At 70.2% G+C, this 22,956-nt stretch carries 22 protein-coding genes; all 22 read left to right on the forward strand.

The features are described from left to right. Nucleotides 1–23 precede the first annotated feature (23 nt). The gene (locus tag AMK11_RS15430) at nucleotides 24–794 is read left to right on the forward strand and encodes an SDR family NAD(P)-dependent oxidoreductase (protein WP_073727349.1); all 771 of its coding nucleotides are present in this window, start codon (nucleotides 24–26) and stop codon (nucleotides 792–794) included. A gap of 52 nt (nucleotides 795–846) precedes the next feature. Next, on the forward strand, nucleotides 847–2,076 hold the full coding sequence (locus AMK11_RS15435) for a CaiB/BaiF CoA transferase family protein (RefSeq protein WP_073727351.1): 1,230 nt from the start codon (nucleotides 847–849) through the stop codon (nucleotides 2,074–2,076). Beyond that, nucleotides 2,073–2,909: an NAD(P)-dependent oxidoreductase gene (locus tag AMK11_RS15440; RefSeq protein ID WP_073727353.1), complete on the forward strand. Its 837-nt coding sequence runs from the start codon at nucleotides 2,073–2,075 to the stop codon at nucleotides 2,907–2,909. Before AMK11_RS15435 ends, AMK11_RS15440 begins: the two co-directional genes overlap by 4 nt. Then, nucleotides 2,906–3,763 carry an NAD(P)-dependent oxidoreductase gene (locus tag AMK11_RS15445; RefSeq protein WP_206745204.1) on the forward strand — a complete coding sequence of 286 codons (858 nt, stop codon included), beginning with the start codon at nucleotides 2,906–2,908 and terminating at the stop codon, nucleotides 3,761–3,763. Before AMK11_RS15440 ends, AMK11_RS15445 begins: the two co-directional genes overlap by 4 nt. A gap of 15 nt (nucleotides 3,764–3,778) precedes the next feature. After that, a complete protein-coding gene (locus AMK11_RS15450) occupies nucleotides 3,779–5,245 on the forward strand; it encodes an aldehyde dehydrogenase family protein (RefSeq protein WP_073727355.1) in 1,467 nt (488 codons plus the stop codon). A gap of 26 nt (nucleotides 5,246–5,271) precedes the next feature. Continuing rightward, nucleotides 5,272–6,132: a mycofactocin-coupled SDR family oxidoreductase gene (locus AMK11_RS15455; protein WP_073727357.1), complete on the forward strand. Its 861-nt coding sequence runs from the start codon at nucleotides 5,272–5,274 to the stop codon at nucleotides 6,130–6,132. Between the two features lie 46 nt (nucleotides 6,133–6,178). Next, the gene (locus tag AMK11_RS15460; RefSeq protein WP_073727359.1) at nucleotides 6,179–6,370 is read left to right on the forward strand and encodes a ferredoxin; all 192 of its coding nucleotides are present in this window, start codon (nucleotides 6,179–6,181) and stop codon (nucleotides 6,368–6,370) included. Nucleotides 6,371–6,415: 45 nt separating this feature from the next. Further along, entirely contained in the window at nucleotides 6,416–7,792 is a 1,377-nt protein-coding gene (locus tag AMK11_RS15465; protein ID WP_073727361.1) for a cytochrome P450, read from the forward strand. Nucleotides 7,793–7,855: 63 nt separating this feature from the next. Further along, a complete protein-coding gene (fdxA, locus tag AMK11_RS15470; RefSeq protein ID WP_079187454.1) occupies nucleotides 7,856–8,182 on the forward strand; it encodes a ferredoxin in 327 nt (108 codons plus the stop codon). Further along, nucleotides 8,182–9,867 (forward strand): thiolase C-terminal domain-containing protein, encoded by a 1,686-nt coding sequence (locus tag AMK11_RS15475; RefSeq protein WP_198941371.1) that lies wholly within the window; start codon nucleotides 8,182–8,184, stop codon nucleotides 9,865–9,867. Before fdxA ends, AMK11_RS15475 begins: the two co-directional genes overlap by 1 nt. A 26-nt stretch (nucleotides 9,868–9,893) precedes the next feature. Then, nucleotides 9,894–11,342: an NAD-dependent succinate-semialdehyde dehydrogenase gene (locus AMK11_RS15480; protein WP_241846982.1), complete on the forward strand. Its 1,449-nt coding sequence runs from the start codon at nucleotides 9,894–9,896 to the stop codon at nucleotides 11,340–11,342. 127 nt (nucleotides 11,343–11,469) lie between these two features. Then, complete coding sequence (locus AMK11_RS15485) at nucleotides 11,470–11,772, forward strand: hypothetical protein (RefSeq protein ID WP_073727369.1); 303 nt, start codon at nucleotides 11,470–11,472, stop codon at nucleotides 11,770–11,772. Nucleotides 11,773–11,808: 36 nt separating this feature from the next. Next, nucleotides 11,809–12,372, forward strand: a complete 564-nt coding sequence (locus AMK11_RS15490) for a DoxX family protein (RefSeq protein ID WP_198941372.1) — start codon at nucleotides 11,809–11,811, stop codon at nucleotides 12,370–12,372. Further along, a complete protein-coding gene (locus tag AMK11_RS15495) occupies nucleotides 12,369–13,589 on the forward strand; it encodes an NAD(P)/FAD-dependent oxidoreductase (RefSeq protein WP_073727371.1) in 1,221 nt (406 codons plus the stop codon). The genes AMK11_RS15490 and AMK11_RS15495 overlap by 4 nt, the downstream gene beginning before the upstream one ends. Next, complete coding sequence (locus AMK11_RS15500) at nucleotides 13,586–15,475, forward strand: 2-oxoacid:acceptor oxidoreductase subunit alpha (RefSeq protein ID WP_073727373.1); 1,890 nt, start codon at nucleotides 13,586–13,588, stop codon at nucleotides 15,473–15,475. The genes AMK11_RS15495 and AMK11_RS15500 overlap by 4 nt, the downstream gene beginning before the upstream one ends. Beyond that, complete coding sequence (locus AMK11_RS15505; protein ID WP_073727375.1) at nucleotides 15,468–16,517, forward strand: 2-oxoacid:ferredoxin oxidoreductase subunit beta; 1,050 nt, start codon at nucleotides 15,468–15,470, stop codon at nucleotides 16,515–16,517. Before AMK11_RS15500 ends, AMK11_RS15505 begins: the two co-directional genes overlap by 8 nt. Before the next feature lie 463 nt (nucleotides 16,518–16,980). Next, the gene (locus AMK11_RS15510) at nucleotides 16,981–17,769 is read left to right on the forward strand and encodes an electron transfer flavoprotein subunit beta/FixA family protein (protein ID WP_073727377.1); all 789 of its coding nucleotides are present in this window, start codon (nucleotides 16,981–16,983) and stop codon (nucleotides 17,767–17,769) included. A gap of 55 nt (nucleotides 17,770–17,824) precedes the next feature. Then, nucleotides 17,825–18,787 carry an electron transfer flavoprotein subunit alpha/FixB family protein gene (locus tag AMK11_RS15515; RefSeq protein ID WP_073727379.1) on the forward strand — a complete coding sequence of 321 codons (963 nt, stop codon included), beginning with the start codon at nucleotides 17,825–17,827 and terminating at the stop codon, nucleotides 18,785–18,787. Nucleotides 18,788–18,835: 48 nt separating this feature from the next. After that, nucleotides 18,836–19,885 carry an LLM class F420-dependent oxidoreductase gene (locus AMK11_RS15520; protein WP_073727381.1) on the forward strand — a complete coding sequence of 350 codons (1,050 nt, stop codon included), beginning with the start codon at nucleotides 18,836–18,838 and terminating at the stop codon, nucleotides 19,883–19,885. Nucleotides 19,886–20,037: 152 nt separating this feature from the next. Further along, complete coding sequence (locus tag AMK11_RS15525; protein ID WP_073727383.1) at nucleotides 20,038–21,510, forward strand: aldehyde dehydrogenase family protein; 1,473 nt, start codon at nucleotides 20,038–20,040, stop codon at nucleotides 21,508–21,510. 25 nt (nucleotides 21,511–21,535) lie between these two features. Then, nucleotides 21,536–22,738 (forward strand): amidohydrolase family protein, encoded by a 1,203-nt coding sequence (locus AMK11_RS15530; protein ID WP_073727385.1) that lies wholly within the window; start codon nucleotides 21,536–21,538, stop codon nucleotides 22,736–22,738. Then, a complete protein-coding gene (locus AMK11_RS15535) occupies nucleotides 22,731–22,949 on the forward strand; it encodes a ferredoxin (protein WP_073727387.1) in 219 nt (72 codons plus the stop codon). The genes AMK11_RS15530 and AMK11_RS15535 overlap by 8 nt, the downstream gene beginning before the upstream one ends. The last annotated feature ends 7 nt before the right edge of the window (nucleotides 22,950–22,956 follow it).

A 22,956-nucleotide genomic window follows, 5' to 3' on the forward strand; every position in this document is an offset into this window, starting at 1 on the left:
CTCATCAACGTACGGAGGACGACATGAATCTCGAAGGCGCGTCGGCACTGGTCGTCGGCGGGGCCGGTGGCTTCGGCGAGGCGACTGTGCGGCGTCTCGCCGAAGCCGGGGCCTCGGTGCTGATCGCGGACCTGGCCGAGGACAGGGGCAAGGCCCTGGAGGCCGACCTCGGCAGCTCCAGGGTGCGTTACCTGACCACGGACGTCACCAGCGAGGAGTCCGTGGGCGCCGCGGTGGCGGCGGCCCGGGAACTGGGTGACCTGCGCGTCTCGGTCGCCGTCCACGGCGGCCCGGCCGCCAGCCGCCGCATCGTCAACCGCAAGGGCGAGTTCTACCCCCTCGCGACGTTCAAGCGGACCACGGACATCTTCCTCGGCGGCACCTACAACATCCTCGCTCAGAGCGCGGCCGCGATGAGCACGAACGAGCCGCTGGACTCCGGCCAGCGCGGCGTTGTCATCATGACGGCGTCGATCGCCGGCTTCGAGGCCCAGGTCGGCCAGTCCGACTACGCGGCCGCCAAGGGCGGTGTCATCAGCCTGACCCTCGCCGCCGCCCGGGACCTGGCTCCCGCCGGGGTGCGCGTCATGGGCATCGCGCCCGGCACCTTCTTCACCCCCGCCTTCCGGATGAACGAGGAGGAGGCCCAGGCGAAGTGGGGCTCGGGCGTGCCCAACCCCAAGCGCATGGGCCGCGCGGACGAGTACGCCGGGCTCGCCCTGCACATCGCGCAGAACGACTACCTCAACGGCGAGGTCATCCGCATCGACGGCGCCCAGCGCTTCGGAATCTGATGCCGACACCACACACCACGCCCCTGCAGCAAGGAAGTAGAGGTCTCCACCAGTGATCAAACCGATGGCGGGCATCCGGGTTCTGGAGGTCGCCCAGTTCACCTACGTGCCGTCCGCCGGCGCCGTCCTCGCGGACTGGGGCGCCGACGTGATCAAGGTCGAGCACGCCGAGAAGGGCGACGCACAGCGCGGCATCGTCAAGGTCTTCAGCCAGAACGTGGGCGAGGAGGGATCCACCTTCTCCCCGATGATGGACGGCCCGAACCGCGGCAAGCGCAGCCTCGGCCTCGCCCTGGAGAAGCCGGAGTCGAAGCGGATCCTGCACGAGCTGATCCGCTCCAGCGACGTCTTCCTCACCAACTTCCTGCCCAGCGCCCGGACCAAGCTCGGCATCGACGTCGAGGACGTCCGTGCCGTCAACCCGGACATCGTGTACGCCCTCGGCACCGGCTTCGGCCACAGCGGACCCGAGGCCGACAAGGGCGGCTACGACAGCACCGCGTTCTGGGCCCGGGGCGGCAGCGCCGACTCCGCCACCCCGCCCGGGGCGCAGTTCCTGACCGCGCAGCCGGTCGGAGCCTACGGCGACAACATCGGCGGGATGACCATCGCCGGCGGCATTGCGGCCGCCCTGTTCGCCCGCGAGCGCACCGGCGCCGCGCCGACCGTGGACGTCTCTCTCACCGGCGTCGGTGCCTGGGCGACGCAGATGAACGTCAACCTGGCCCTGGTCAACGGCGGCCCGCTGCCCAAGTTCGACCCCGTGACGGCCCGCGCCAGCAACCCGCTCACCGCCGTCTACCGCACCTCGGACGACCGGTGGCTCTCCCTGGCGATGCTCCAGCCCGGGCGCTACTGGCCCGAGTTCGCCGAGCGCATCGGCCGGCCCGAGCTGGCCACCGACGAACGCTTCGACTCCGCCGAGAAGCTGATGACCAACGCGGCCGAGGCGAGCGAGATCGTCGCTGCCGCCCTCGCCGCCCGCACCAAGGACGAATGGGTGGCCGCCTTCGAGGGCATGGAGGGCCAGTGGGCCGTCGTGCAGAACACGCACGAGGTCGGACAGGACATCTCCCTGCGGGCCATCGGCCAGATCGCGGACGTCGTCGACGCCGAGGGCGTCACCCGTCAGCTCGTCGGGAGCCCGGTGCAGTTCAACCGCGAGGCGCCGCAGCTCACCCGTGGTCCGCTGTTCGCGGAGCACACCGACGAGATCCTGCGGGAGATGGGCGTCACCGACGAGGAGCTGCTCAACCTCAAGATCGCGGGTGCGGTGACATGAGCGGGGCGGGCGTGGGGCGCGTCGGGTTCATCGGACTCGGCAAACAGGGCGGTCCGATGGCTCACCGGATCGTCGAGGCGGGATTCCCGGCCACGCTGTGGGCGCGGCGGAGGGCGACGACCGCGCCGTTCGCCGAAACGAAGGCGGTGGTGGCCGCCTCGCCGGCCGAGCTGGGGGCCGCCTGTGACCTGGTTTGCGTCTGCGTGGTCGACGACGCCGGGGTCAGCGAGGTGATCACCGGGCCGGACGGTCTGCTGGAGGGCATGCGGCCGGGTGGTGTCATCGCCGTGCACAGCACCGTCCACCCCGACACGTGCCGGCGTCTCGCGGAGCAGGCGGCCGAGCGGCACATCACCCTGCTCGACGCGCCGGTGAGCGGGGGCGGCCCCGCGGCGCAGGAGCGGCGGCTCCTGGTGATGGTCGGTGGCGAGACCGAGGCGGTGGAGCGCGTCCGGCCGGTCTTCGAGACGTACGGGGACCCCGTCGTGCACCTCGGGCCGGTGGGCGCCGGTCAGCGGGCTAAACTCGTCAACAACCTGCTGCTCGCGGCGAACATCGGCGTCGCCGAGAGCGCCTACGAACTGGCCCGCGGCCTCGACATCGAGCCGAGGCAGCTGGGGCGCGTCCTGGCACACGGATCCGGCGCCAGTTTCGCCGCCAAGCTTCTGGCGGACATGGGTTGTTCTGTGGTGCCGCTGGGTGACCATACCGGGCGGTTGCTGCAGAAGGACGCACGACTCGTCGCCGACCTGGCCCGAGCCGCCGACTTGAAGGCGGGCACCGTCCTGCAGGCGGCGGACGCCGCCCTGGTCTCGATGGGGCACCCCCGGTGAACGCGGCGGTGCCGACGCCCCCGAAGGCCCGTATCGGCTTCGTCGGAGCGGGCCGGATGGGACGCCCCATGGTGCGGCGACTGCTTGCGGCGGGGCACCGGGTGAGCGTGCTCGAGCGCTCGGCCGAGGCGCGCCGGGTGCTCGCGGCCGACGGCGCCGACGTCACCACCGAGGTCCGCGAGGCCGCGGCGGCCCACGTGGTGGGCCTGTGCGTGCACACCGACAGCCAGGTCCGGGACGTCTGCCTCGACGGCGGCCTGATCGACGCCATGCCGGCCGGCTCGACCCTGGTCGTGCACACCACGTGCAGCCCGCGCACCATAGACCTGCTCGTCCAGCACGCCGGTCACCGGAGGATCGACGTGGTCGACGCCGGAATCAGCGGCGGACCCCAGGACATCGCGACCGGCCGGCTCACGCTCTTCGTCGGCGGATCACCCGAGGCGGTGGAGAGAGTCCGTCCCGTCCTCGCCGCCTACGGCGAGCCGATCCTGCACCTCGGGCCGGCCGGCGCGGGACAGCGGATGAAGCTCCTCAACAACGCGGTGTTCGCCGCGAACATCGGAATCCTCGCCCAAGCGGTGTCCGTGGCGACCGGATTCGGGATCCGCGAGGAGGACCTGCTGCGAGGGCTGGGACACGGCAGCGGGGCCAGCCGCGCGCTGGGCGGCATCGCCGAGACGGGCTCCGTCCGGGATTTCGCCGCCGCCGTCGGAGAGTTCCTCGGCAAGGATCTCGCCGTGGTGCGCGAGGTCACCGCCGACCTCGGCGTCGGCCTGGGAGCTCTCGCCGACGCCCACGACACCCTCGCCCGGTTGATCGAGTCCGTCTCCCTCTCCACTCCGTCTCGATGAATTGAGAGCCGCACCATGGACAAGCTCACACGACACATGCTCATAGGCGGCGCGTTGGTGCCCGCCACGGGTGGCCGCACCTTCGGCAACGTCAACCCGGCCACCGAGGAGGTCATCGGCACGGCGCCGGAGGCCGACATCGGGGACATGGAGCGAGCCATCACCGCGGCCCGGCGGGCCTTCGACCGCACCGACTGGTCGACCGACGTGGAGCTGCGCCGCCACTGCCTGATCCAGCTCCGGGACGCCCTGCGCGCCCATGTGGAACCGCTGCGCTCGCTGCTGGTGGCCGAGAGCGGTATCCCGGTCGGCATCACCTCCGGCATTCCGCTCGAGGAGTCGATCACCTACCTCGACCACTACATCGGTCTGCTGGACAGCTACGAGTTCGAGCGGACGCTCCCCACCAAGACGATCATGGGCGTGCCCAGTGACCGGATCATCCGGCGCGAGGCCGCCGGCGTGGTCGCCGCCATCACCCCGTGGAACCACCCGTTCTACCTCAACGTCTGCAAGGTGGGCGCCGCCCTCGCCGCGGGCTGCACCGTCGTACTCAAGCCCGCCCCCGACACCCCCTGGATGGCGCTGGCCCTGGGCGCGATCGCGGCCGAACACACCGACATCCCGGCCGGCGTGCTCAACACCGTCACCACCAGCGACAACAGCGTCGCCCAGATCCTGGCCACCCACCCCGACGTGGACGCCGTCACGCTCACCGGGTCGACGGCCACCGGCCGGAAGGTCATGGGCGCCGCCGCCGACACCGTCAAACGGGTCACTCTGGAGCTGGGCGGCAAGTCCCCGGCGGTCTTCCTCGACGACTTCGACCTGTCGGCCGCGGTGCCCGGACTGGCGGCGGGCGTGTGCTTCCACGCGGGGCAGGGCTGTGTGTCGCTGACCCGGCTGCTGGTGCCGCGCGGACGCCTGGACGAGGCGGTAGACCTCGCCGCCCAGGGCCTCGCCCAGGTGAGATGGGGCGACCCGACCGACCCGGGCAACATCATGGGGCCCGTGGTCAACGCGGCACAGCGCGAGCGGGTGCTGAGCTACTACGAGATCGCGGCGAAGGACGGCCGCGTCGTCGCCGGCGGCAGGCCCACCGACCGGTTCGAGCGCGGGTACTACGTGGAGCCCACCCTCATCGCAGACGTGGCCCCGTCCTCCCGCGTCGTGCAGGAGGAGATCTTCGGCCCCGCACTCGTCATCCAGGCGTACGAGAACGACGACGACGCGCTGCGGCTCGCCGACGGCACCGACTTCGGACTGGGAGCCGCCGTCTTCAGCGCCGACCAGGACCGCGCCATGGCCATGGCGCGCCGCTTCCGCACGGGGACCGTCGGGGTCAACGGCGGCCAGTGGTTCGACGTCGAGTCGCCCTTCGGGGGCTACAAGCAGTCCGGACTCGGCCGTGAGTGGGGGACCGAGGGGCTGGAGGACTTCCTGGAGACGAAGACCATCGCCGTCCCCGCCACCGCCGGCTGACCAGAACATTCGGAAAGGAACTCATCATGGGACGAGTAGAGGGCAAGGTCGCCTTCATCACCGGAGCCGCCCGCGGCCAGGGCCGCAGCCACGCGGTCCGGCTGGCCGAGGAAGGCGCCGACATCATCGCGGTCGACATCTGTGCCGACATATCCACGAACCTGTACCCGCTCGGCACCTCCGACGACCTGAAGGAGACGGCCCGCCTGGTCGAGAAGGCCGGTCGCAAGGTCGTGGCGGTCGAGGCGGACGTACGCGACCGTGCACAGCTCACCGCCGCCGTCGAGCGTGGCATCGCCGAACTGGGCCGCCTCGACATCGTGGTGGCCCAGGCCGGGATCATGTCCATGGGCGGGCAGCCGCCGATGCAGGCATGGACCAACGTCGTCGACACCAACCTGCTCGGCGTCATGAACGCCGTGTTCGCGGCGCTCCCGCACCTGAAGGAAGGCGCCTCGATCATCACGACCGGTTCGGCGGCGGTCTTCATGACCGGCACGCAGGTCGCCGATCCGGGAACCGACCCCGGCGGAGCCGCGTACACGTACGCCAAGAAGGCGCTCTCGGAGTTCACCCACGAACTCGCGGCCAATCTGGCCCCGCAGAAGATCCGGGCCAACGTCGTCCACCCGACCAACTGCGACACCGGCATGCTCAACAGCAAGCCGATGTACAAGGCGTTCCGGCCGGACCTGGAAGACCCCACCCGCGAGGACGCCCTGGTCGGGTTCCCGGCGCAGCAGGCCATGCCGATTCCGTACGTGGACCCGGCCGACATCAGCCACGCGGTTCTCTACCTCGCCTCCGACGAGTCCCGCTACGTCACCGGTCTTCAACTGCGCGTGGACGCGGGCTCCTACCTCAAGTTCCAGGGCTTCCACCTCTGAACCACCCCCGACACCCCAACCGTCCGACTGGCGAGGAGGCCAGCTCATGAAGGTCGAAGTCGACCAGCAGCTCTGTCAGGGCCACACGCTGTGCTGGATGACCGCGCCCGAAGTCTTCGGGCTGCGGGACGAGGACGGACACGCGTACCCGCTCGGCGAGGAGGTCCCGCCCGAGCTGGAGGACAGGGCCCGGGAGGCCGCCCGGTCCTGCCCCGAGCAGGCGATCGTCCTGTCCTGACCCACCTCCCCCCCCGTAAACCGCCACCGGCTGGAGCAGCTTGCCATGACCCACGACGACACACAGGTCACGGACGACGCGGAGCGCAAGTGTCCCGTCGTCCATCTCAACCGGCACTCCCCGGAGTACCGGCTGAACTTCCAGGAAGTCACCGACGAGTTCCACGAGCGGTGCCCGATGGCGTGGAACGACACCCACGGGGGGTACTGGTTCGCCAGCGGCAACAAGCAGTTGTTCGACATCGCCCGGCGTGCCGATCTGCTGTCCAACGACAACGACGTGACCGGCACCCGAAGCGGCTATCTCGGCATCAACATCCCGCCCATGCCGCAGGAGTTCAGGTCGCGGGGCGGCTTCCTGGAGATGGATCCGCCGGACCAGCGGTACTACCGGCAGGCCCTGAACCCGTATCTCTCGCCCGCCGCGGTGGCTCGCTGGAAGCCGGTGATCGAGGAGCTGACCCGGGCCTGCCTCGACGAGGTGATCGAGACGGGCCGGGTTGACTTCGTCGACGACCTGGCGAACGTCGTGCCCGCGGTGTTCACCCTGGCCATGCTGGGCCTGCCGCTCAAGGACTGGGACGTGTACTGCGAGCCCGTGCACGCCGCGGTCTACACCCCGATGGACTCGCCCGAGTACCCGAGGATCGCCCGGCTCCAGCAGCGTATGGGCGAGCGACTGGTCCAGGGCGTCCAGGAGATCCGGAAGAACCCCCGCCCGGGTCTGATCCACGAACTGGTCACGCTGGACCTCGACGGCCGGCGCCCCGACGACCGGGAGATCCTCGGTGTGATCAGCCTGCTCATCGGCGGTGGCTTCGACACCACCACGGCGCTGACCGCCCACTCCCTGGAGTGGCTGGGCGAGCACCCGGACCAGCGCGAGCGACTGAGCCGGGAGCGCCAGACCCTGCTCGACAGCGCGACGGAGGAGTTCCTGCGCTACTTCACTCCCGCGCAGGGCGACGGCCGCACCGTCACCCAGGACTGCGAGGTCAACGGCACCCGCTTCAAGGAGGGCGACCGGCTCTGGCTGTCCTGGGCGATGGCCAACCGCGACGCGCAGGTCTTCGAGGAGCCGCACCGGATTCGGCTGGACCGCACCGGCAACCGGCACAGCGCGTTCGGCCTCGGCATCCACCGGTGCATCGGATCGAACGTCGCGCGGGCGACCTTCAAGACGATGCTCACCGCCGTCCTCGACCGCATGCCGGACTACGTCTGCGAGGCGGACGGAGCGGTGCACTACGACACCACCGGCATCATCAACGGTATGAAGCACCTGCCGGCGACCTTCACTCCCGGCCGGCGGCTCGGGGCCGGACTCGACGAGACGATCGCCAGGATGCAGAGGGTCTGCGACGAGCAGCGCCTGGCCGAACCCGTCACGGTCCGCAAGGAAGCGGCACGCCTGAACGCCTGACCCGGTCCAGTCCCTCCTGCATGCCTGTTCTTCCTGCAGCCCTTTGACCCATTGGAGTGCGTGGTGGCCTACGTTGTGGCCGAGCCTTGCGTCGACGTCCTCGACAAGGCCTGCATCGACGAGTGTCCGGTCGACTGCATCTACCCAGGGGAACGGATGGTCTACATCCAGCCCGACGAGTGCGTCGACTGCGGCGCCTGCGAGCCGGTCTGCCCGGCCGAGGCGATCTACTACGTGGACGACCTGCCCGAACAGTGGAGTGCCTTCACCGGGATCAACGCGGAGTTCTTCGCCACGGCCGGGTCGCCGGGCGGCGCCTCGGGCGTTGAGCCGGGCAGCATGCCGGACCCGGACGCGGTGCGGCGGATGCCGGCGCGGGAGTCGGCCTGATGAGCGCTTCGGCCAGGCCATTGCCGCTGGTCACGCCGTGGAACGAGTTCTACTGGCGGTCGGGCGCCCAGGGCGTGCTGCGGGTGCAGGAGTGCGCCTCCTGCACCGCGCTCGTGCATCCGCCCAAGCCCGTGTGCCCGCGCTGCCGGAACACGCGGGTGGAGCCCCGCACCGTCTCCGGCTTCGGTACGCTCTTCGGTTACACCGTCAGCCACCGCTTCGGGCTGCCGGGCCTGCCGTCGCCCACCATCGTGGCCCAGGTCGCGCTGGAGGAGGACCCGCGGGTCAAGCTGACGACCCGCCTGGTCGACTGCACCGAGGACGAGCTGAGCCTCGGCATGCGGATGCAGGTGACCTTCGAAGAGGTCGAGGACGTCTGGCTGCCCCTGTTCCGGCCCGCCGCCGACCAGCCCGCCGACTCGGCCCCGCTGCCCGAGGACGAGCTGCCCGCCGAAGAGGCGCGGGAGCTGGTCCGACGGTCGTCGCCGCCGCTGTCGTCGCTCGGCAGGAAGTTCGAGGACGACGCGGTGCTGTCCGGCGTGGGGCAGTCGACCATCGGCCGCCGTCTCATGAAGGACCCGCTGGCGCTGACCGTGGAGGCCTGCCAGGCAGCCGTGGCCGACGCGGGCCTGACGATGGACGACATCGACGGGCTGTCGACCTATCCGGGCGGTGGCTTCGACCACGGCTTCGGAGAAGGCGGCGTCACCGCCCTGGAGGCCGCGCTGCGCATCCGGCCGGCCTGGTTCAACGGCGGCGGGGAGACGCCCGGCCCCGGCGGCTCGGTCATCGCGGCCATGCTCGCCGTCTCCGCCGGCCTCGCCCGGCACGTGCTGTGCTTCCGGACAGTGTGGCAGTCCACCCACGACCAGTTGTTGCGGGAGCGGCGACTGCACCACGGCGGAAGCGGACGGATCAGCGGCGACATGGGCTGGGGCATGCCCTTCGGGGCGTCGTCCGCCGCCCACATCCTGGCCCAGACCGCGCAACGCTACTTCCACCGCTACGGCGCCACCCGCGAGACCCTCGGCTGGATCGCGCTGAACCAGCGCGCGAACGCCGCGCTCAACCCCACGGCCGTCTACCGCGAGCCACTCACCATGGACGACTACCTGGGCGCACGCACCATCACCACCCCGTTCGGACTCTACGACTGCGACGTCCCCTGCGACGCATCGATCGCCGTCGTCGTCTCGGCCGCGGACACCGCGGGCGACCTGCGGGTGCGGCCCGTCAGGGTGGAGGCGGTGGGCACCCGCATCGCCGAGGCACTGGAGTGGGACCAGAGCACCTCCACGCACGAACCGCAGGTCATGGGACCGGCGGCACACCTGTGGACGCGTACCTCGCTGCGCCCCGGTGACGTCGACGTGGCGCAGCTCTACGACGGGTTCACCCTCAACTGCCTGTCCTGGATCGAGGCACTCGGCTTCTGCGGCATCGGCGAGGCCAAGGACTTCCTGGATGGCGGCAAGAACATCGCGCGCGACGGCGTCCTGCCGCTCAACACCCACGGCGGCCAGCTCTCCCACGGCCGCACCCACGGCATGGGCCTGCTGCAGGAGGCGATCGTGCAGCTACGCGGCGACGCCGGCCCCCGCCAGGTCGACGGCACGGGCGTCGCTGTGGTGAGCAGCGGAGGCCTGACGCCGAGCGGTGTGCTGCTGCTGAGGGCGGACTCGTGATGCCGACGACACCGACTGGAGGACGAGTGCGGAACGGGGACACACTGTTCATCGACGGCAAGTGGTGTGCGGCCGACGACGGCCGCACGTTCCGCGTCACGGATCCGGCCACCGGCGCCGTCATCGCCACTGCCGCCGACGGAGGGACGGCCGAGACCGACCGGGCGATCGCGGCCGCGCACGAGGCGTTCGACACGTGGAGCGCTGAGAACGCCTACCGCCGGGCGGAAGTCCTGTGGAGAACCCACGCCCTGATGACCGAGCGCGCCGAGGACCTCGCCGCGCTGATGACCCAGGAGCAGGGCAAGCCGCTCAAGGCCGCTCTCAACGAGGTGCGCTACGCGGCAGACTTCCTCGCCTGGTTCGCCGAGGAGGCCAAGCGCGTCTACGGCAGTTCCATCCCCTCCTCGCGGGGCGGCCAGCGGTTCTCCGTCCTTCGCCAGCCGGTCGGCGTCGTCGCCGGCATCACGCCGTGGAACTACCCCGTCTCGATGATCACGAGGAAGGTCGCACCCGCGGTGGCGGCCGGATGCTCCATCGTGCTCAAGCCGGCCGAGCAGACGCCGCTGTGCGCGGTCGCGGTCTTCGAGTTGCTGGCGGAGGCGGGCCTGCCACCGGGTGTCGCGAACCTCGTGACGACCAGCAGGCCGGCCGAGGTGGGAGCCCGGCTGCTCGACTCCCCGCTGGTCCGGAAACTGACCTTCACCGGCTCCACCGAGGTGGGCAAGGACCTCACCGCCCGGGCCGCCGCGACCATGAAGCGCGTCTCCATGGAACTGGGCGGACACGCACCGATGATCGTCTTCGACGACGCCGACCCCGTGCACGCCGCCAAGGGCGCTGCCCTGGTGAAGTTCCTGAACACGGGCCAGGCGTGCATCAGCCCCAACCGCATCTTCGTCCAGCGTTCCGTCCTGCCCGCCTTCACCGACGCCCTCCTCGACCGCGTCGGCAAGCTGGTGCCGGGCCCGGGACACCGGCCGGGGGTGACCATCGGTCCGCTGGTGGACGAGGCGGCGCTGCGGAAGGTGACCCGCCAGGTCGAGGACGCCGTCGAGAAGGGCGCCCGCCTGCTGGCCGGGGGAGACCGGCTCACGGACGACGGCCTCGACGCGGGCCGGTTCTTCGCGCCCACGGTCCTGGCCGACGTCGACGAGTCCATGCGGATCTACCGTGAGGAGACCTTCGGTCCGGTGGCGGCGATCGTGCCCTTCGACGACGAGTCCGAGGTGGTACGGCGGGCCAACGACACCGAGTACGGGCTCGCGTCGTACCTCTACACCAGGGACCTGGGCAGGTCCGTCCGTGTCTCCGAGGCCCTGCGCTTCGGCATCGTCGGCGTGAACGACATCAACCCCACCGCCGCCGCCGCGCCGTTCGGAGGTGTGGGGATGAGCGGCCTGGGTCGCGAGGGAGGCGCCCACGGCATCGACGAGTACCTCGACGTGAAACTCGTCGGAGTCTGCCTCCCTTGAGCACCACGCCCCCGATCCGCTCCTCGCCGTTGGAGACACCCGAGCCGCCGCACGGTGAGGAGCATTCCACCCGGACCTCCGTCCCAGCACACCCGGTGCCCCACCGGACAGCCGAAGGAAGAAGCACATGCAGCTGAAAGTCGGACAGACCCTGGAGAGCACGGTCGACGCGACGGCACTCGTCGTCGTCCGCTGTCCCGACCAGGACCTCATGGTCACCTGCGGCGGGCGCCCGATGGCGCCGCGCGGGGAGGTGACGGAGAAGCTCACGGCCGAGACGACGGGCGGGGGCACCCTGCTGGGCAAGCGCTACACCGTCGAGGGCGTGGAGATCGAACTGCTCTGTGTCCAGCCCGGTCAGCACCCGGTCGCCGTCGACGGCACCGAGGTGGCGGTCAAATCCGCCAAGCCCCTGCCGGCCTCGGACTGAGCGCCACCACCCGACACGACGAACGGAGGACGACCGGTGTCCGGACGAGTACCGCGTGCGAGCCGCGGCACGGACCTGGCGCGGCTGATGCTGCGCACCGCCATCGGCGGCACCATGATCACGCACGGGGTGCGGCACGGCCGGACACTCGACGGGACGGCGGGCTGGTTCCAGTCGATCGGCTTCCGCAAGCCCCGGTTGCAGGCACAACTCAGCGCTGCTGTCGAGATTGGGGCCGGCGCGGCGCTCGTCGCGGGCGCGGCCACACCGCTGGCGGCCTCCTCCGTCGTGGGAACGATGGGCGTCGCAGCACGCTCCGTTCACCTGCCGAACGGCTTCTTCGTCAACGCGGAGGGCTACGAGTACGTCGCCAACCTGGCTGTGGCCTCGGTGGCACTGGCCGCGCTCGGCCCCGGACGATGGAGCGTGGACGCGGCCCTGGGCCTCGACCGCCGCCTCACCGGACACAAGGCCGCGGCGCTCGCCGCCGCCCTCGGCGTCGCCGGGGCCGCCGCCCAGCTCGCCGTGTACTGGCGCCGTCCGGCCCCCGAGGCGCCCGCCGACTCGGCACGTGGAACGGCCGAAGGAGACGCGGCATGACCCCACCCCAGCACATCGTCGTCGTCGGAGCCGGACTCGGCGGGCTCCGCACGATCGAACGGCTGCGGTCGAGCGGTTACGAGGGTGACATCACCCTGGTCGGTGCCGAGATCCACCCTCCCTACGACCGGCCACCGTTGTCGAAGCAGGTCCTCGACGGCTCGTGGCAGCCGGACCGCACCATCCTGCGCGACCGTTCCGGCCTCACCGAACTGCGCGTCACGGCACGACTGGGCTCCAGGGCGGTCGGTCTGCACGGCACGACCGTCACCCTGGACAGTGGTGAGGTCGTCACGGGTGACGCGGTGGTGCTCGCGACGGGCACCGTGGCACGACGCCTGCCGGGACAGCCGGAGGACGTGGCGACTCTGCGCACCCTGGAGGACGCCCAGTCCCTGCTGCTCGGACTCTCCCGGGCGCGCTCGATGATCATCGTGGGGGCGGGCTTCATCGGAGCGGAGGTGGCCTGCGCGGCCCGGCGCCGAGGACTCGACGTGACCGTGATCGAGGCGCTTCCCGTGCCGTGTGTCCGAGTGCTGGGCGACGCGGGCGGAAGGGTGGCCGCGCGTCTGTTCACCGAGGCCGGTGTCGTCCTCCGCTCCGGTGAGCGGATCGCCGGGTTCAAGGACGGCCGTACGGTCGAACTCGCCGACGGGACCGTCCTGTCGGCCGACATCGTCCTTGTCAGTGTCGGAGCCGTTCCCGACCTCGACTGGCTGCCGGACACCCTGCCGCGGGCCGCCGACGGACTGGCCTGCGACACCCGGGGCCGAGTGGCCGGCACCTCGGACCTCTGGGCCGTGGGGGACGCCGCCGCATGGTGGGACGTGAACACCGGAACCCATCGGCGCAGCGAGCACTGGACGTCGACGATCGACCAGGCGACACGCGTGGCCTGCGACATTCTCGGTACCACACCGCCCGCCGGGACACCGGAGTACGTCTGGTCCGATCAGTTCGGCCTCAAGATTCAGGTGTTGGGGCGTACGGAAGGTACGGACGAGGTGGTGCCCCTGCACGGTCAGGGGCTCGGAACAGGAGCGGTGAAGGGGACCGTGCTCGGCTACTTCGCCGACGGGGTGCTCACGGGCGTCGCGTCCTTCGGGGCACCCACCCGCATCATGCGCTACCGGACGCAGATCATCGCCGGTGCAGATCGTGACGCGGTGCTCGCCCAGGCCGCGGAGATGGAACAGAAGGGGACTCAGCCCACATGACCAGCCTCGCAGAGAATGTGCCGACGGGCGGCGCCAAGGACGTCCGTCGCCTGGACCGGGTGGTGATCCGGTTCGCGGGGGACTCGGGCGACGGGATGCAGCTCACCGGCGACCGTTTCACCTCGGAGACCGCGTCGTTCGGCAATGACCTGTCGACGCTGCCGAACTTCCCGGCCGAGATCCGGGCGCCCGCCGGCACCCTGCCGGGTGTCTCGTCGTTCCAGTTGCACTTCGCCGACCACGACATCCTCACCCCCGGTGACGCGCCCAACGTGCTGGTCGCGATGAACCCGGCCGCGTTGAAGGCGAACATCGACGACGTGCCGCGCGGCGCGGAGGTCATCGTCAACACGGACGAGTTCACCAAGCGGGCGATGCAGAAGGTCGGTTACGACACCTCGCCGCTGGAGGACGGTTCGCTCGACGGCTACCACCTGCATCCGGTGCCGCTGACCACTCTGACCGTCGAGGCCCTCAAGGAGTTCGACCTCACCCGCAAGGAGGCCGAGCGCAGCAAGAACATGTTCGCGCTCGGGCTGCTGAGCTGGATGTACCACCGGCCCACCGAGGGCACGGAGAAGTTTCTGAAGGCCAAGTTCGCGAAGAAGCCCGACATCGCGGCGGCGAACATCGCCGCGTACCGGGCGGGCTGGAACTTCGGTGAGACCACGGAGGACTTCGCGGTCTCCTACGAGGTGGCTCCGGCGGCCACGGCTTTCCCGCCGGGCACCTACCGCAACATCTCCGGGAACCTGGCGCTGTCCTACGGCCTGATCGCCGCCTCCCGCCAGGCCGATCTGCCGCTCTTCCTCGGGTCGTACCCGATCACCCCGGCCTCGGACATCCTGCACGAGCTGAGCCGGCACAAGAACTTCGGTGTGCGGACCTTCCAGGCGGAGGACGAGATCGCCGGGATCGGGGCGGCGCTGGGCGCGGCGTTCGGCGGCTCGCTGGCCGTGACGACGACGAGCGGCCCGGGCGTGGCGCTCAAGAGCGAGACGATCGGGCTCGCCGTCTCCCTGGAGCTGCCGCTGCTGGTCGTGGACATCCAGCGTGGCGGTCCGTCCACCGGCCTGCCGACCAAGACCGAGCAGGCCGACCTGCTGCAGGCGATGTACGGGCGCAACGGTGAGGCGCCGGTCCCGGTGGTGGCCCCGAGGACGCCTGCGGACTGCTTCGACGCGGCGCTGGAGGCGGCCCGGATCGCGCTGGTCTATCGCACGCCGGTGTTCCTGCTGTCCGACGGCTACCTCGCCAACGGATCCGAGCCGTGGCGTGTGCCGGAGACCGACGAACTGCCGGACCTGGTGGTGCGGTTCGCGCAGGGGCCGAATCACACTCTGGACGACGGGACGGAGGTGTTCTGGCCCTACAAGCGGGACGCGGAGACCCTGGCCCGGCCGTGGGCGGTGCCGGGCACGCCCGGGCTGGAGCACCGGATCGGCGGTATCGAGAAGCAGGACGGCACCGGGAACATCTCGTACGACCCGGCCAACCACGACTTCATGGTCCGCACCCGCCAGGCCAAGATCGACAACATCGCCGTCCCCGACCTCCAGGTCGACGACCCGGACGGCGCGAAGACCCTGGTGCTGGGCTGGGGCTCGACCTACGGCCCGATCACCGCGGCCGTGCGCCGCATCCGCGCCCAGGGCGGTCACATCGCCCAGGCGCATCTGCGCCACCTCAACCCCTTCCCGTCCAACCTCGGTGAGGTACTCACCCGGTACGAGCGCGTCGTCATTCCGGAGATGAACCTCGGCCAGCTCGCCACGCTCGTCCGGGCCAAGTACCTCATCGACGCCTACTCCTACACCCAGGTCAACGGCATGCCGTTCAAGGCGGAACAGCTCGCCACGGTCCTCAAGGAGGCCATCGATGACTGAGGCACTGAAACTGGTTCCCAGGGCCGAGGGCAAGCAGTCCATGAAGGACTTCAAGTCCGACCAGGAGGTGCGCTGGTGCCCGGGATGCGGTGACTACGCCGTGCTGGCAGCGGTGCAGGGCTTCATGCCCCAGCTGAGTCTGGCGAGGGAGAACATCGTCTTCGTCTCCGGCATCGGCTGCTCCTCCCGTTTTCCGTACTACATGAACACCTACGGGATGCACTCCATCCACGGCCGCGCCCCCGCCATCGCCACCGGCCTCGCCTCCTCACGCCGCGACCTGTCCGTCTGGGTCGTCACCGGCGACGGCGACGCCCTCTCCATCGGCGGCAACCACCTCATCCACGCCCTGCGCCGCAACGTCAACCTCAAGATCCTTCTCTTCAACAACCGCATCTACGGTTTGACCAAGGGGCAGTACTCGCCGACCTCCGAGGTCGGCAAGGTCACCAAGTCGACGCCGATGGGGTCGCTGGACGCGCCCTTCAACCCGGTCTCCCTCGCTCTCGGCGCGGAAGCGTCGTTCGTGGCCCGGACCGTCGACTCGGACCGCAAGCACCTCACCGAGGTCCTGCGCCAGGCCGCCGACCACCCGGGCACCGCCCTGGTCGAGATCTACCAGAACTGCAACATCTTCAACGACGGCGCCTTCGACGCGCTCAAGGACAAACAGCGGGCTCAGGAGGCCGTGATCCGCCTCGAGCACGGCGAGCCGGTCCGCTTCGGGGCCGAGGGAGCCAAGGGCGTTGTCCGTGACCGGGCCACCGGGGACCTGCAGGTCGTCACCGTCACGCCGGACAACGAGGCGGACGTCCTGATCCACGACGCGCACGCCTCGTCCCCGACCACTGCCTTCGCGCTCTCCCGTCTCGCCGACCCCGACACCCTGCACCACACGCCGATCGGCGTTCTGCGCTCCGTGGTGCGGCCGGTCTACGACACGCTCATGTCCGACCAGCTCGACACCGCCGTCGAGCAGAACGGCAAGGGTGACCTCGGCACCCTCCTCGCCGGAAACGACACCTGGACCGTCATCGGCTGAACCGCGTGTCGTCGCCTACGACGCCCCCTCGCAGGAGGCGCGTCTGACCTGCCGCTCGCCGGGCGTGCGAGTTGCGAGCGCCGAGGCGCGAGGGAGGGGCCCTGCCCCGCCGAGGGAGGGGGGCGAACGCCTCGGTGGTGCCGCGTCGGGCCCTTCGTCGTCATCGGCCGGGCGGTCGACGGCACCGAATGGCTCAAGTGACTCTCGGATGACTCGTCGGGGGCGCACAGCCGGCCGAGAGGATGCGCGCGGCATAGGGAGAGGGCGCCGTTCCGTGCCTGGGGCTCGCGCTGTGACGTGCGTGTGTTCCGCGGGACCCCCCGGCAGGGTACGGACGATGCCGCGATCCCGCCGCGTTGAACAGGGCTCGCCGGGTGGGAGGAGGCCGGACGTCACGCGGACCCGTGAGGGCGCCGACCACCCCGGCAGTGCGCCGCGAACCACACATGCGAAGGGAAACACCATGAGTATGAGGGTTGTTGTCACTGTGAAGTACCTGCCCGACGCCACTGGCGACCGGCACTTCGCCGATGACCTGACCGTCGACCGGGACGACGTGGACGGCCTGCTCTCCGAGCTGGACGAGTACGCGGTCGAGCAGGCACTCCAGATCTCGGAGAACTCCGACGACGACGTGGAGATCACCGTCCTGACGGTGGGCCCGGAGGACGCCAAGGACGCGCTGCGCAAGGCGCTGTCCATGGGCGCGGACAAGGCGATCCACGTCGAGGACGACGACCTGCACGGCACCGACGCCATCGGCACCTCCCTGGTGCTGGCCAAGGCCGTCGAGAAGGCCGGCTACGACCTGGTCATCTCCGGCATGGCCTCCACCGACGGCACCATGGGCGTCGTACCGGCGCTGCTCGCGGAGCGCCTGGGCGTGCCGCAGGTGACGCTGCTGTCCGAGGTCTCCGTCGAGGACGGCACCGTGAAGGGCCGCCGTGACGGCGACTCCGCCACGGAGCAGCTTCAGGCGTCGCTGCCGGCCGTCGTGTCGGTCACCGACCAGTCGGGCGAGGCGCGTTACCCGTCCTTCAAGGGCATCATGGCGGCCAAGAAGAAGCCGGTCCAGGCCTGGGACCTGTCCGACCTCGACATCGAGGAGGACGAGGTCGGTCTCGAGAACGCCTACACGGTCGTCGAGTCGGCGGCCGAGCGCCCGGCGCGCACCGCGGGCACGATCGTCAAGGACGAGGGCGAGGGCGGCAAGCAGCTCGCCGAGTTCCTCGCGGGCCAGAAGTTCATCTGAGCCCCGGATTCGCCGACCGCCCCTCATATCTCGCAAGCAGGAGAGAAGAAGTCCCATGGCTGAAGTTCTCGTCTACGTCGACCACGTGGACGGTGCCGTCCGCAAGCCCACCCTGGAGCTGCTGACCCTCGCCCGCCGCATCGGTTCGCCGGTCGCGGTGGCGCTGGGCGCCGGCGCCGGTGACACCGCCGCCACGCTCGCCGAGCACGGCGCGGTGAAGGTCCTCACCAGTGAGGCCGCCGAGTACGCCGACTACCTGGTCGTGCCCAAGGTGGACGCCCTCCAGGCCGCCCACGAGGCCGTCTCCCCGGCCGCCGTGCTGGTCCCGTCCTCCGCCGAGGGCAAGGAGATCGCCGCCCGCCTGGCGCTGCGTCTGGGTTCCGGCGTCATCACCGACGCCGTCGACCTGGAGGCCGGCGGCGAGGGCCCGGTGGCCACCCAGTCGGCGTTCGCCGCCGCCTTCACCACCAAGTCCCGCGTCTCCAAGGGCACCCCGGTCATCACGGTCAAGCCGAACAGCGCGGCCGTCGAGGCGGCCCCGGCCGCCGGTGCGGTCGAGGCCCTGTCGGTCACCTTCTCCGCCGCCGCGACCGGTACCAAGGTCACCGCGCGCACGCCGCGCGAGTCGACCGGCCGCCCGGAGCTGACCGAGGCCGCGATCGTCGTCTCCGGCGGCCGCGGCGTCAACGGCGCGGAGAACTTCGCGATCATCGAGGCCCTCGCGGACTCGCTCGGCGCGGCCGTCGGCGCCTCGCGCGCCGCCGTCGACGCCGGCTGGTACCCGCACACCAACCAGGTCGGCCAGACCGGCAAGTCCGTCTCGCCGCAGCTGTACATCGCCTCCGGCATCTCCGGCGCGATCCAGCACCGCGCCGGCATGCAGACCTCGAAGACGATCGTGGCGATCAACAAGGACGCCGAGGCCCCGATCTTCGACCTCGTCGACTACGGCGTCGTCGGCGACCTCTTCGACGTCGTCCCGCAGCTGACCGAGGAAGTGAAGACCCGCAAGGGCTGAACCTCACGTTCTGACCCGGACACGTCGCCGAAGGAAGGATTCCAGCTCATGCGAATCGGGATGCAGCTCGACTACAGCGGTGGCTTCGCCGAGGCGGTCGAGCAACTGCGTGACCTGGAACATGCCGGTCTCGACATGGTCTTCGTCGCGGAGGCATACAGCTTCGACGCCGTCAGCCAGCTCGGCTACATCGCTGCCAAGACCGACAGACTGGAGATCGCCTCCGGCATCCTGCCCATCTACTCCCGGACGCCCACGCTCACGGCCATGACCGCCGCCGGTCTCGATCACGTCTCCGGCGGACGGTTCACTCTGGGACTGGGGGCGTCCGGCCCACAGGTCGTCGAAGGGTTCCACGGGCTGCCCTACACCGCGCCACTCGGCCGCACCCGCGAAGTGGTCGAGATCTGCCGGTCGGTCTGGCGACGGGAACGCGTCATACACCAGGGCCGGCACTACCGGATCCCGCTCCCCGCGGATCAGGGGACCGGCCTCGGCAAGCCGCTGAAGCTCATCAACCATCCGATCCGCGACCGCATTCCGGTCATGCTGGCCGCCATCGGCCCCAAGAACGTGGCGTTGGCCGCGGAGCTGGCCGAGGTCTGGGAACCCATCTTCTTCCACCCGGACAAGGCGGCCGAGGTCTTCGGGCCGTCCCTCGCCGAGGGACGGGCCAAGCGCGATGCCGAACTCGGCCCGCTGCAGATCCATGTCGACGTGCCGACGGCGATCGGCGGCGACGTGGGAGACGCGCTGGACGCCGTGCGGGCCCGGCTCGCCCTGTACATCGGCGGCATGGGAGCGCAGGGCAAGAACTTCTACAACGACCTGGCCTGCCGCTACGGATACGCGGGGACCGCCGAGCTGGTGCAGAAGCTGTATCTGGCAGGGAGGAAGGACGAGGCGGCGGCTGTTCTGCCCGAGGAGTTCGTACGCGCCCTGTGCCTGGTCGGCTCCGCGGACGAGGTGGGCGAACGTCTGGCCCGCTATGCCGGGGCCGGTGTCACGAGTCTGTCCATCACACCGGTGGGCAAGGCGGCCGTCGACCAGACCGAGCGCGTTCGACTGGTCGAAACGATGGCCGGCCTCGTCTCCTGAGGCGCCGGTCCGCCACAACGGTCAATATGCAACCCGCTGCACAAGGCTGTATCCGCAAGGGAGTTGAGGGCTGATCGCCTGTCCGAACCGTTGACTAGAACGCCATATCTTGTTTCACTGATATGACGTTCTAGGAACGGAGGTCGTGGCGTATGCCCGACGTCATCGGAGCTCGACGCTCCTTCATCGCCGGCCGGTGGGTCGAGGGCGACGTTCCCTTCTCTGTGACGAACCCCGCTGACGAATCCCAGGTGTGCGTCCTTCCGTGCACCCCGCCCGCCGAGGTGCGGCGGGCCGTCGCGGAGGCCAGGAAGAGTTTCGACGAGGGGGTCTGGGCGGATTGCCCGGCCGAACACCGGGCCCGGGTCGTGGGTGCCTTCCTCGACCACCTCGAGTCGATGCGCGGCGAACTCGTCCCGACGATGGTCGCCGAGGCCGGCCAGCCGACGTGGTTCGCGGAGACGACCCAGCTCGACGCCGGACTCGCGCTCGCCCGCGCCACCGTCGGCCTCTACCTGTCGATGGCGCACGAGGAGGCGAACCAGGTACCGGTCGACGAACTGGTCCGGGGCCGGGTGGCGCTGAGCGTGCGCCGCTACGAACCGGTCGGCGTGGTCACCGCCATCACCCCCTACAACGCCGCCCTTCTGATGGCATTGCAGAAGGTCGTCCCCGCGCTCATGGCCGGCAACTCGGTGATCGTGCGCCCGAGTCCGCTCACGCCGCTGTCCTCGCTCGCGCTGGGCTCGGCCGTCGAAGCGGCGGGGCTGCCGCCGGGAGTGCTCAGCGTCGTCGTGGAGGACGGCGCGGCCGGTGCCGAGCTGCTGACCTCCGACCCCCAGGTCGACCTGGTCTCCTTCACCGGGTCCACCGAGGTCGGCCGGCGGATCCTGGCGCAGGCGGCGCCCACCGTGAAGCGCGTGGCCCTGGAACTCGGCGGGAAGTCGGCCCAGATCTACCTGCCGGACGCGCTGCACCGCGTGGGCGCGGGAGCGGCGGGCGTGGTCGCGGCCACCGCCGGACAGGCCTGCGTCGCGGCCACCCGCATGCTCGTGCCGCAGGAGCAGCGCGAGGAAGTACTGGCGACGGTCTCGGCGACCTACTCCGCCCTCAAGGTGGGCCCGCCTACCGAGCCGGGCACGCACCTCGGCCCGGTCATCAGCGCGCAGCAGCGAGCCCGCTGCGAACGGTTCGTCGCCCTCGCCCAGGAGCACGGCGGCAAGGTGGTCGCGGGCGGCGGACGCCCGGCGGAACCGGACCGCGGTTACTACTTCGAGCCCACGGTCCTCGACGTACCGGACAACTCCAACCCGGCCGCGCGCGAGGAGATCTTCGGACCGGTCCTCACCGTGATCGGCTACCGGGACCTCGACGACGCGGTGCGCATCGCGAACGACAGCAGTTACGGCCTCTCCGCCCAGGTGTACTCCTCCGACGCAGCCGCGGCGACCGCGGTCGCGCGCCGGATCAGAAGCGGCGCCGTCAACGTCAACACCAGCCTGTTCAGCGCGTACGCGCCCAGTGGCGGATACAAGCAGAGCGGACTGGGACGGGAACGCGGGACGGAGGGGATCCGCGCGTTCCAGGAGACCAAGCACATGGCCATCGGCGAACTCGCCCGCTAGTCCCACGAATCCAACGGAGGAATCGATGACTGACGCACGCTCGTTCGACTGGCTCATCTCCGTCGACGACCACATCCTGGAGCCCGCCAACCTGTGGGTCGACCGCGTCCCCGCGAAGGACCGTGAGCGCGTACCGCACATGGTCAAGGACGACCGGCTCGGCGAGGTCTGGGTCTACGACGGCAAGCGACACGCGACCACCGGACTGTCCGCGGTCGCCGGCAAGTCCAAGGAGGACTTCAGCCCCGAGCCGGTCGGCTACTCGGAGATGCGCCGGGCCTGCTACGACCCGGTCGCCCGCATCGAGGACATGAACCGCGCGGGCATCCTCGCGTCGCTGTGCTTCCCGTCGCTCACGCGCTTCTGCGGCCAGCTGTTCTACGAGGCCGGCGACCGCGACTTCGCTCTGACGTGCCTGAAGATCTACAACGACTGGCTCATCGAGGACTGGTGCGGGTCGGCACCGGGCCGGTACATCCCGCTGATGCTCATCCCGCTGTGGGACCCGCAGCTCGCGGTCAAGGAGATGCAGCGCTGTGCCGCGCGCGGGGTGACCACCTTCGCCTTCTCCGAGGAGCCGACCAAGCTCGGTCTGCCGTCGATCCACGACCCGTACTGGGCACCCGTGTTCGCCGCGGCCAACGACCTCGGCATGGTCGTGTCCATGCACGTCGGATCGTCGTCGAACATACCGAAGATCTCCGAGTCGGCGCCGTTCATGGCCAACCTCGCCTGGGGCGCGATCCGCACGTCCGGCGCGATGCTGGACTGGCTGTTCAGCGGTCTGTTCACCCGCTACCCCAACCTGAAGATCGCGCTGTCCGAGGGCGAGGCCGGCTGGATCCCCTACTTCCTGGAACGGGCCGAGCAGGTCATCGACAAGCAGCGGCACTGGGTGTCGAAGGGCGTGCAGTTCAGCGACTACTCGAACAACGACGTCGACCTGTTCTCCCTCGACATCCGTCAGCTCTTCCGCGACCACGTCTTCGGCTGCATCATCGAGGACCACCACTCGATCGCCAGCATCGACGTGATCGGCGAGGACAACATCATGGTCGAGACGGACTACCCGCACTCCGACTCGACCTGGCCGGACTCCATCGAGGTCGCGAAGAAGCTCGTCGCACCGCTCACGCCCGAGCAGCAGTACAAGGTCCTGCGCGGAAACGCCGAGCGACTGTACCGCTTCACACCGGCCGAGCCCCCCGCTTCCCCCGCTCGTGGCTGACCCGCGGAAGGAGGCAGAGGTCGCCGTCGACCGCGACCTCTGCCTCGGCGCGGGCATGTGCGTCGTCTACGCGCCCAGGACGTTCACGCACGACGCCGAGGCGAAGGCCGTCGTGACGGAGCCGCCGAACGACGCCCCGTCCGAGATCCGCATCGCCGTCGACGCGTGCCCCATGGGGGCGCTCAGTCTCCCTGGGCATGAGGAGGAGTGAGGTAAGG

Origin of the sequence: Streptomyces sp. CB02414 (assembly GCF_001905385.1) — a bacterium.
Lineage (GTDB): Bacteria > Actinomycetota > Actinomycetes > Streptomycetales > Streptomycetaceae > Streptomyces.

Coding starts and splice junctions, on each gene's coding strand:
- AMK11_RS15430 (WP_073727349.1), top strand. CDS start 24: ATGAATCTCGAAGGCGCGTCGGCACTGGTCGTCGGCGGGGCCGGTGGC.
- AMK11_RS15440 (WP_073727353.1), top strand. CDS start 2,073: ATGAGCGGGGCGGGCGTGGGGCGCGTCGGGTTCATCGGACTCGGCAAA.
- AMK11_RS15450 (WP_073727355.1), top strand. CDS start 3,779: ATGGACAAGCTCACACGACACATGCTCATAGGCGGCGCGTTGGTGCCC.
- AMK11_RS15455 (WP_073727357.1), top strand. CDS start 5,272: ATGGGACGAGTAGAGGGCAAGGTCGCCTTCATCACCGGAGCCGCCCGC.
- AMK11_RS15460 (WP_073727359.1), top strand. CDS start 6,179: ATGAAGGTCGAAGTCGACCAGCAGCTCTGTCAGGGCCACACGCTGTGC.
- AMK11_RS15465 (WP_073727361.1), top strand. CDS start 6,416: ATGACCCACGACGACACACAGGTCACGGACGACGCGGAGCGCAAGTGT.
- AMK11_RS15475 (WP_198941371.1), top strand. CDS start 8,182: ATGAGCGCTTCGGCCAGGCCATTGCCGCTGGTCACGCCGTGGAACGAG.
- AMK11_RS15485 (WP_073727369.1), top strand. CDS start 11,470: ATGCAGCTGAAAGTCGGACAGACCCTGGAGAGCACGGTCGACGCGACG.
- AMK11_RS15495 (WP_073727371.1), top strand. CDS start 12,369: ATGACCCCACCCCAGCACATCGTCGTCGTCGGAGCCGGACTCGGCGGG.
- AMK11_RS15500 (WP_073727373.1), top strand. CDS start 13,586: ATGACCAGCCTCGCAGAGAATGTGCCGACGGGCGGCGCCAAGGACGTC.
- AMK11_RS15505 (WP_073727375.1), top strand. CDS start 15,468: ATGACTGAGGCACTGAAACTGGTTCCCAGGGCCGAGGGCAAGCAGTCC.
- AMK11_RS15510 (WP_073727377.1), top strand. CDS start 16,981: ATGAGTATGAGGGTTGTTGTCACTGTGAAGTACCTGCCCGACGCCACT.
- AMK11_RS15515 (WP_073727379.1), top strand. CDS start 17,825: ATGGCTGAAGTTCTCGTCTACGTCGACCACGTGGACGGTGCCGTCCGC.
- AMK11_RS15520 (WP_073727381.1), top strand. CDS start 18,836: ATGCGAATCGGGATGCAGCTCGACTACAGCGGTGGCTTCGCCGAGGCG.
- AMK11_RS15525 (WP_073727383.1), top strand. CDS start 20,038: ATGCCCGACGTCATCGGAGCTCGACGCTCCTTCATCGCCGGCCGGTGG.
- AMK11_RS15530 (WP_073727385.1), top strand. CDS start 21,536: ATGACTGACGCACGCTCGTTCGACTGGCTCATCTCCGTCGACGACCAC.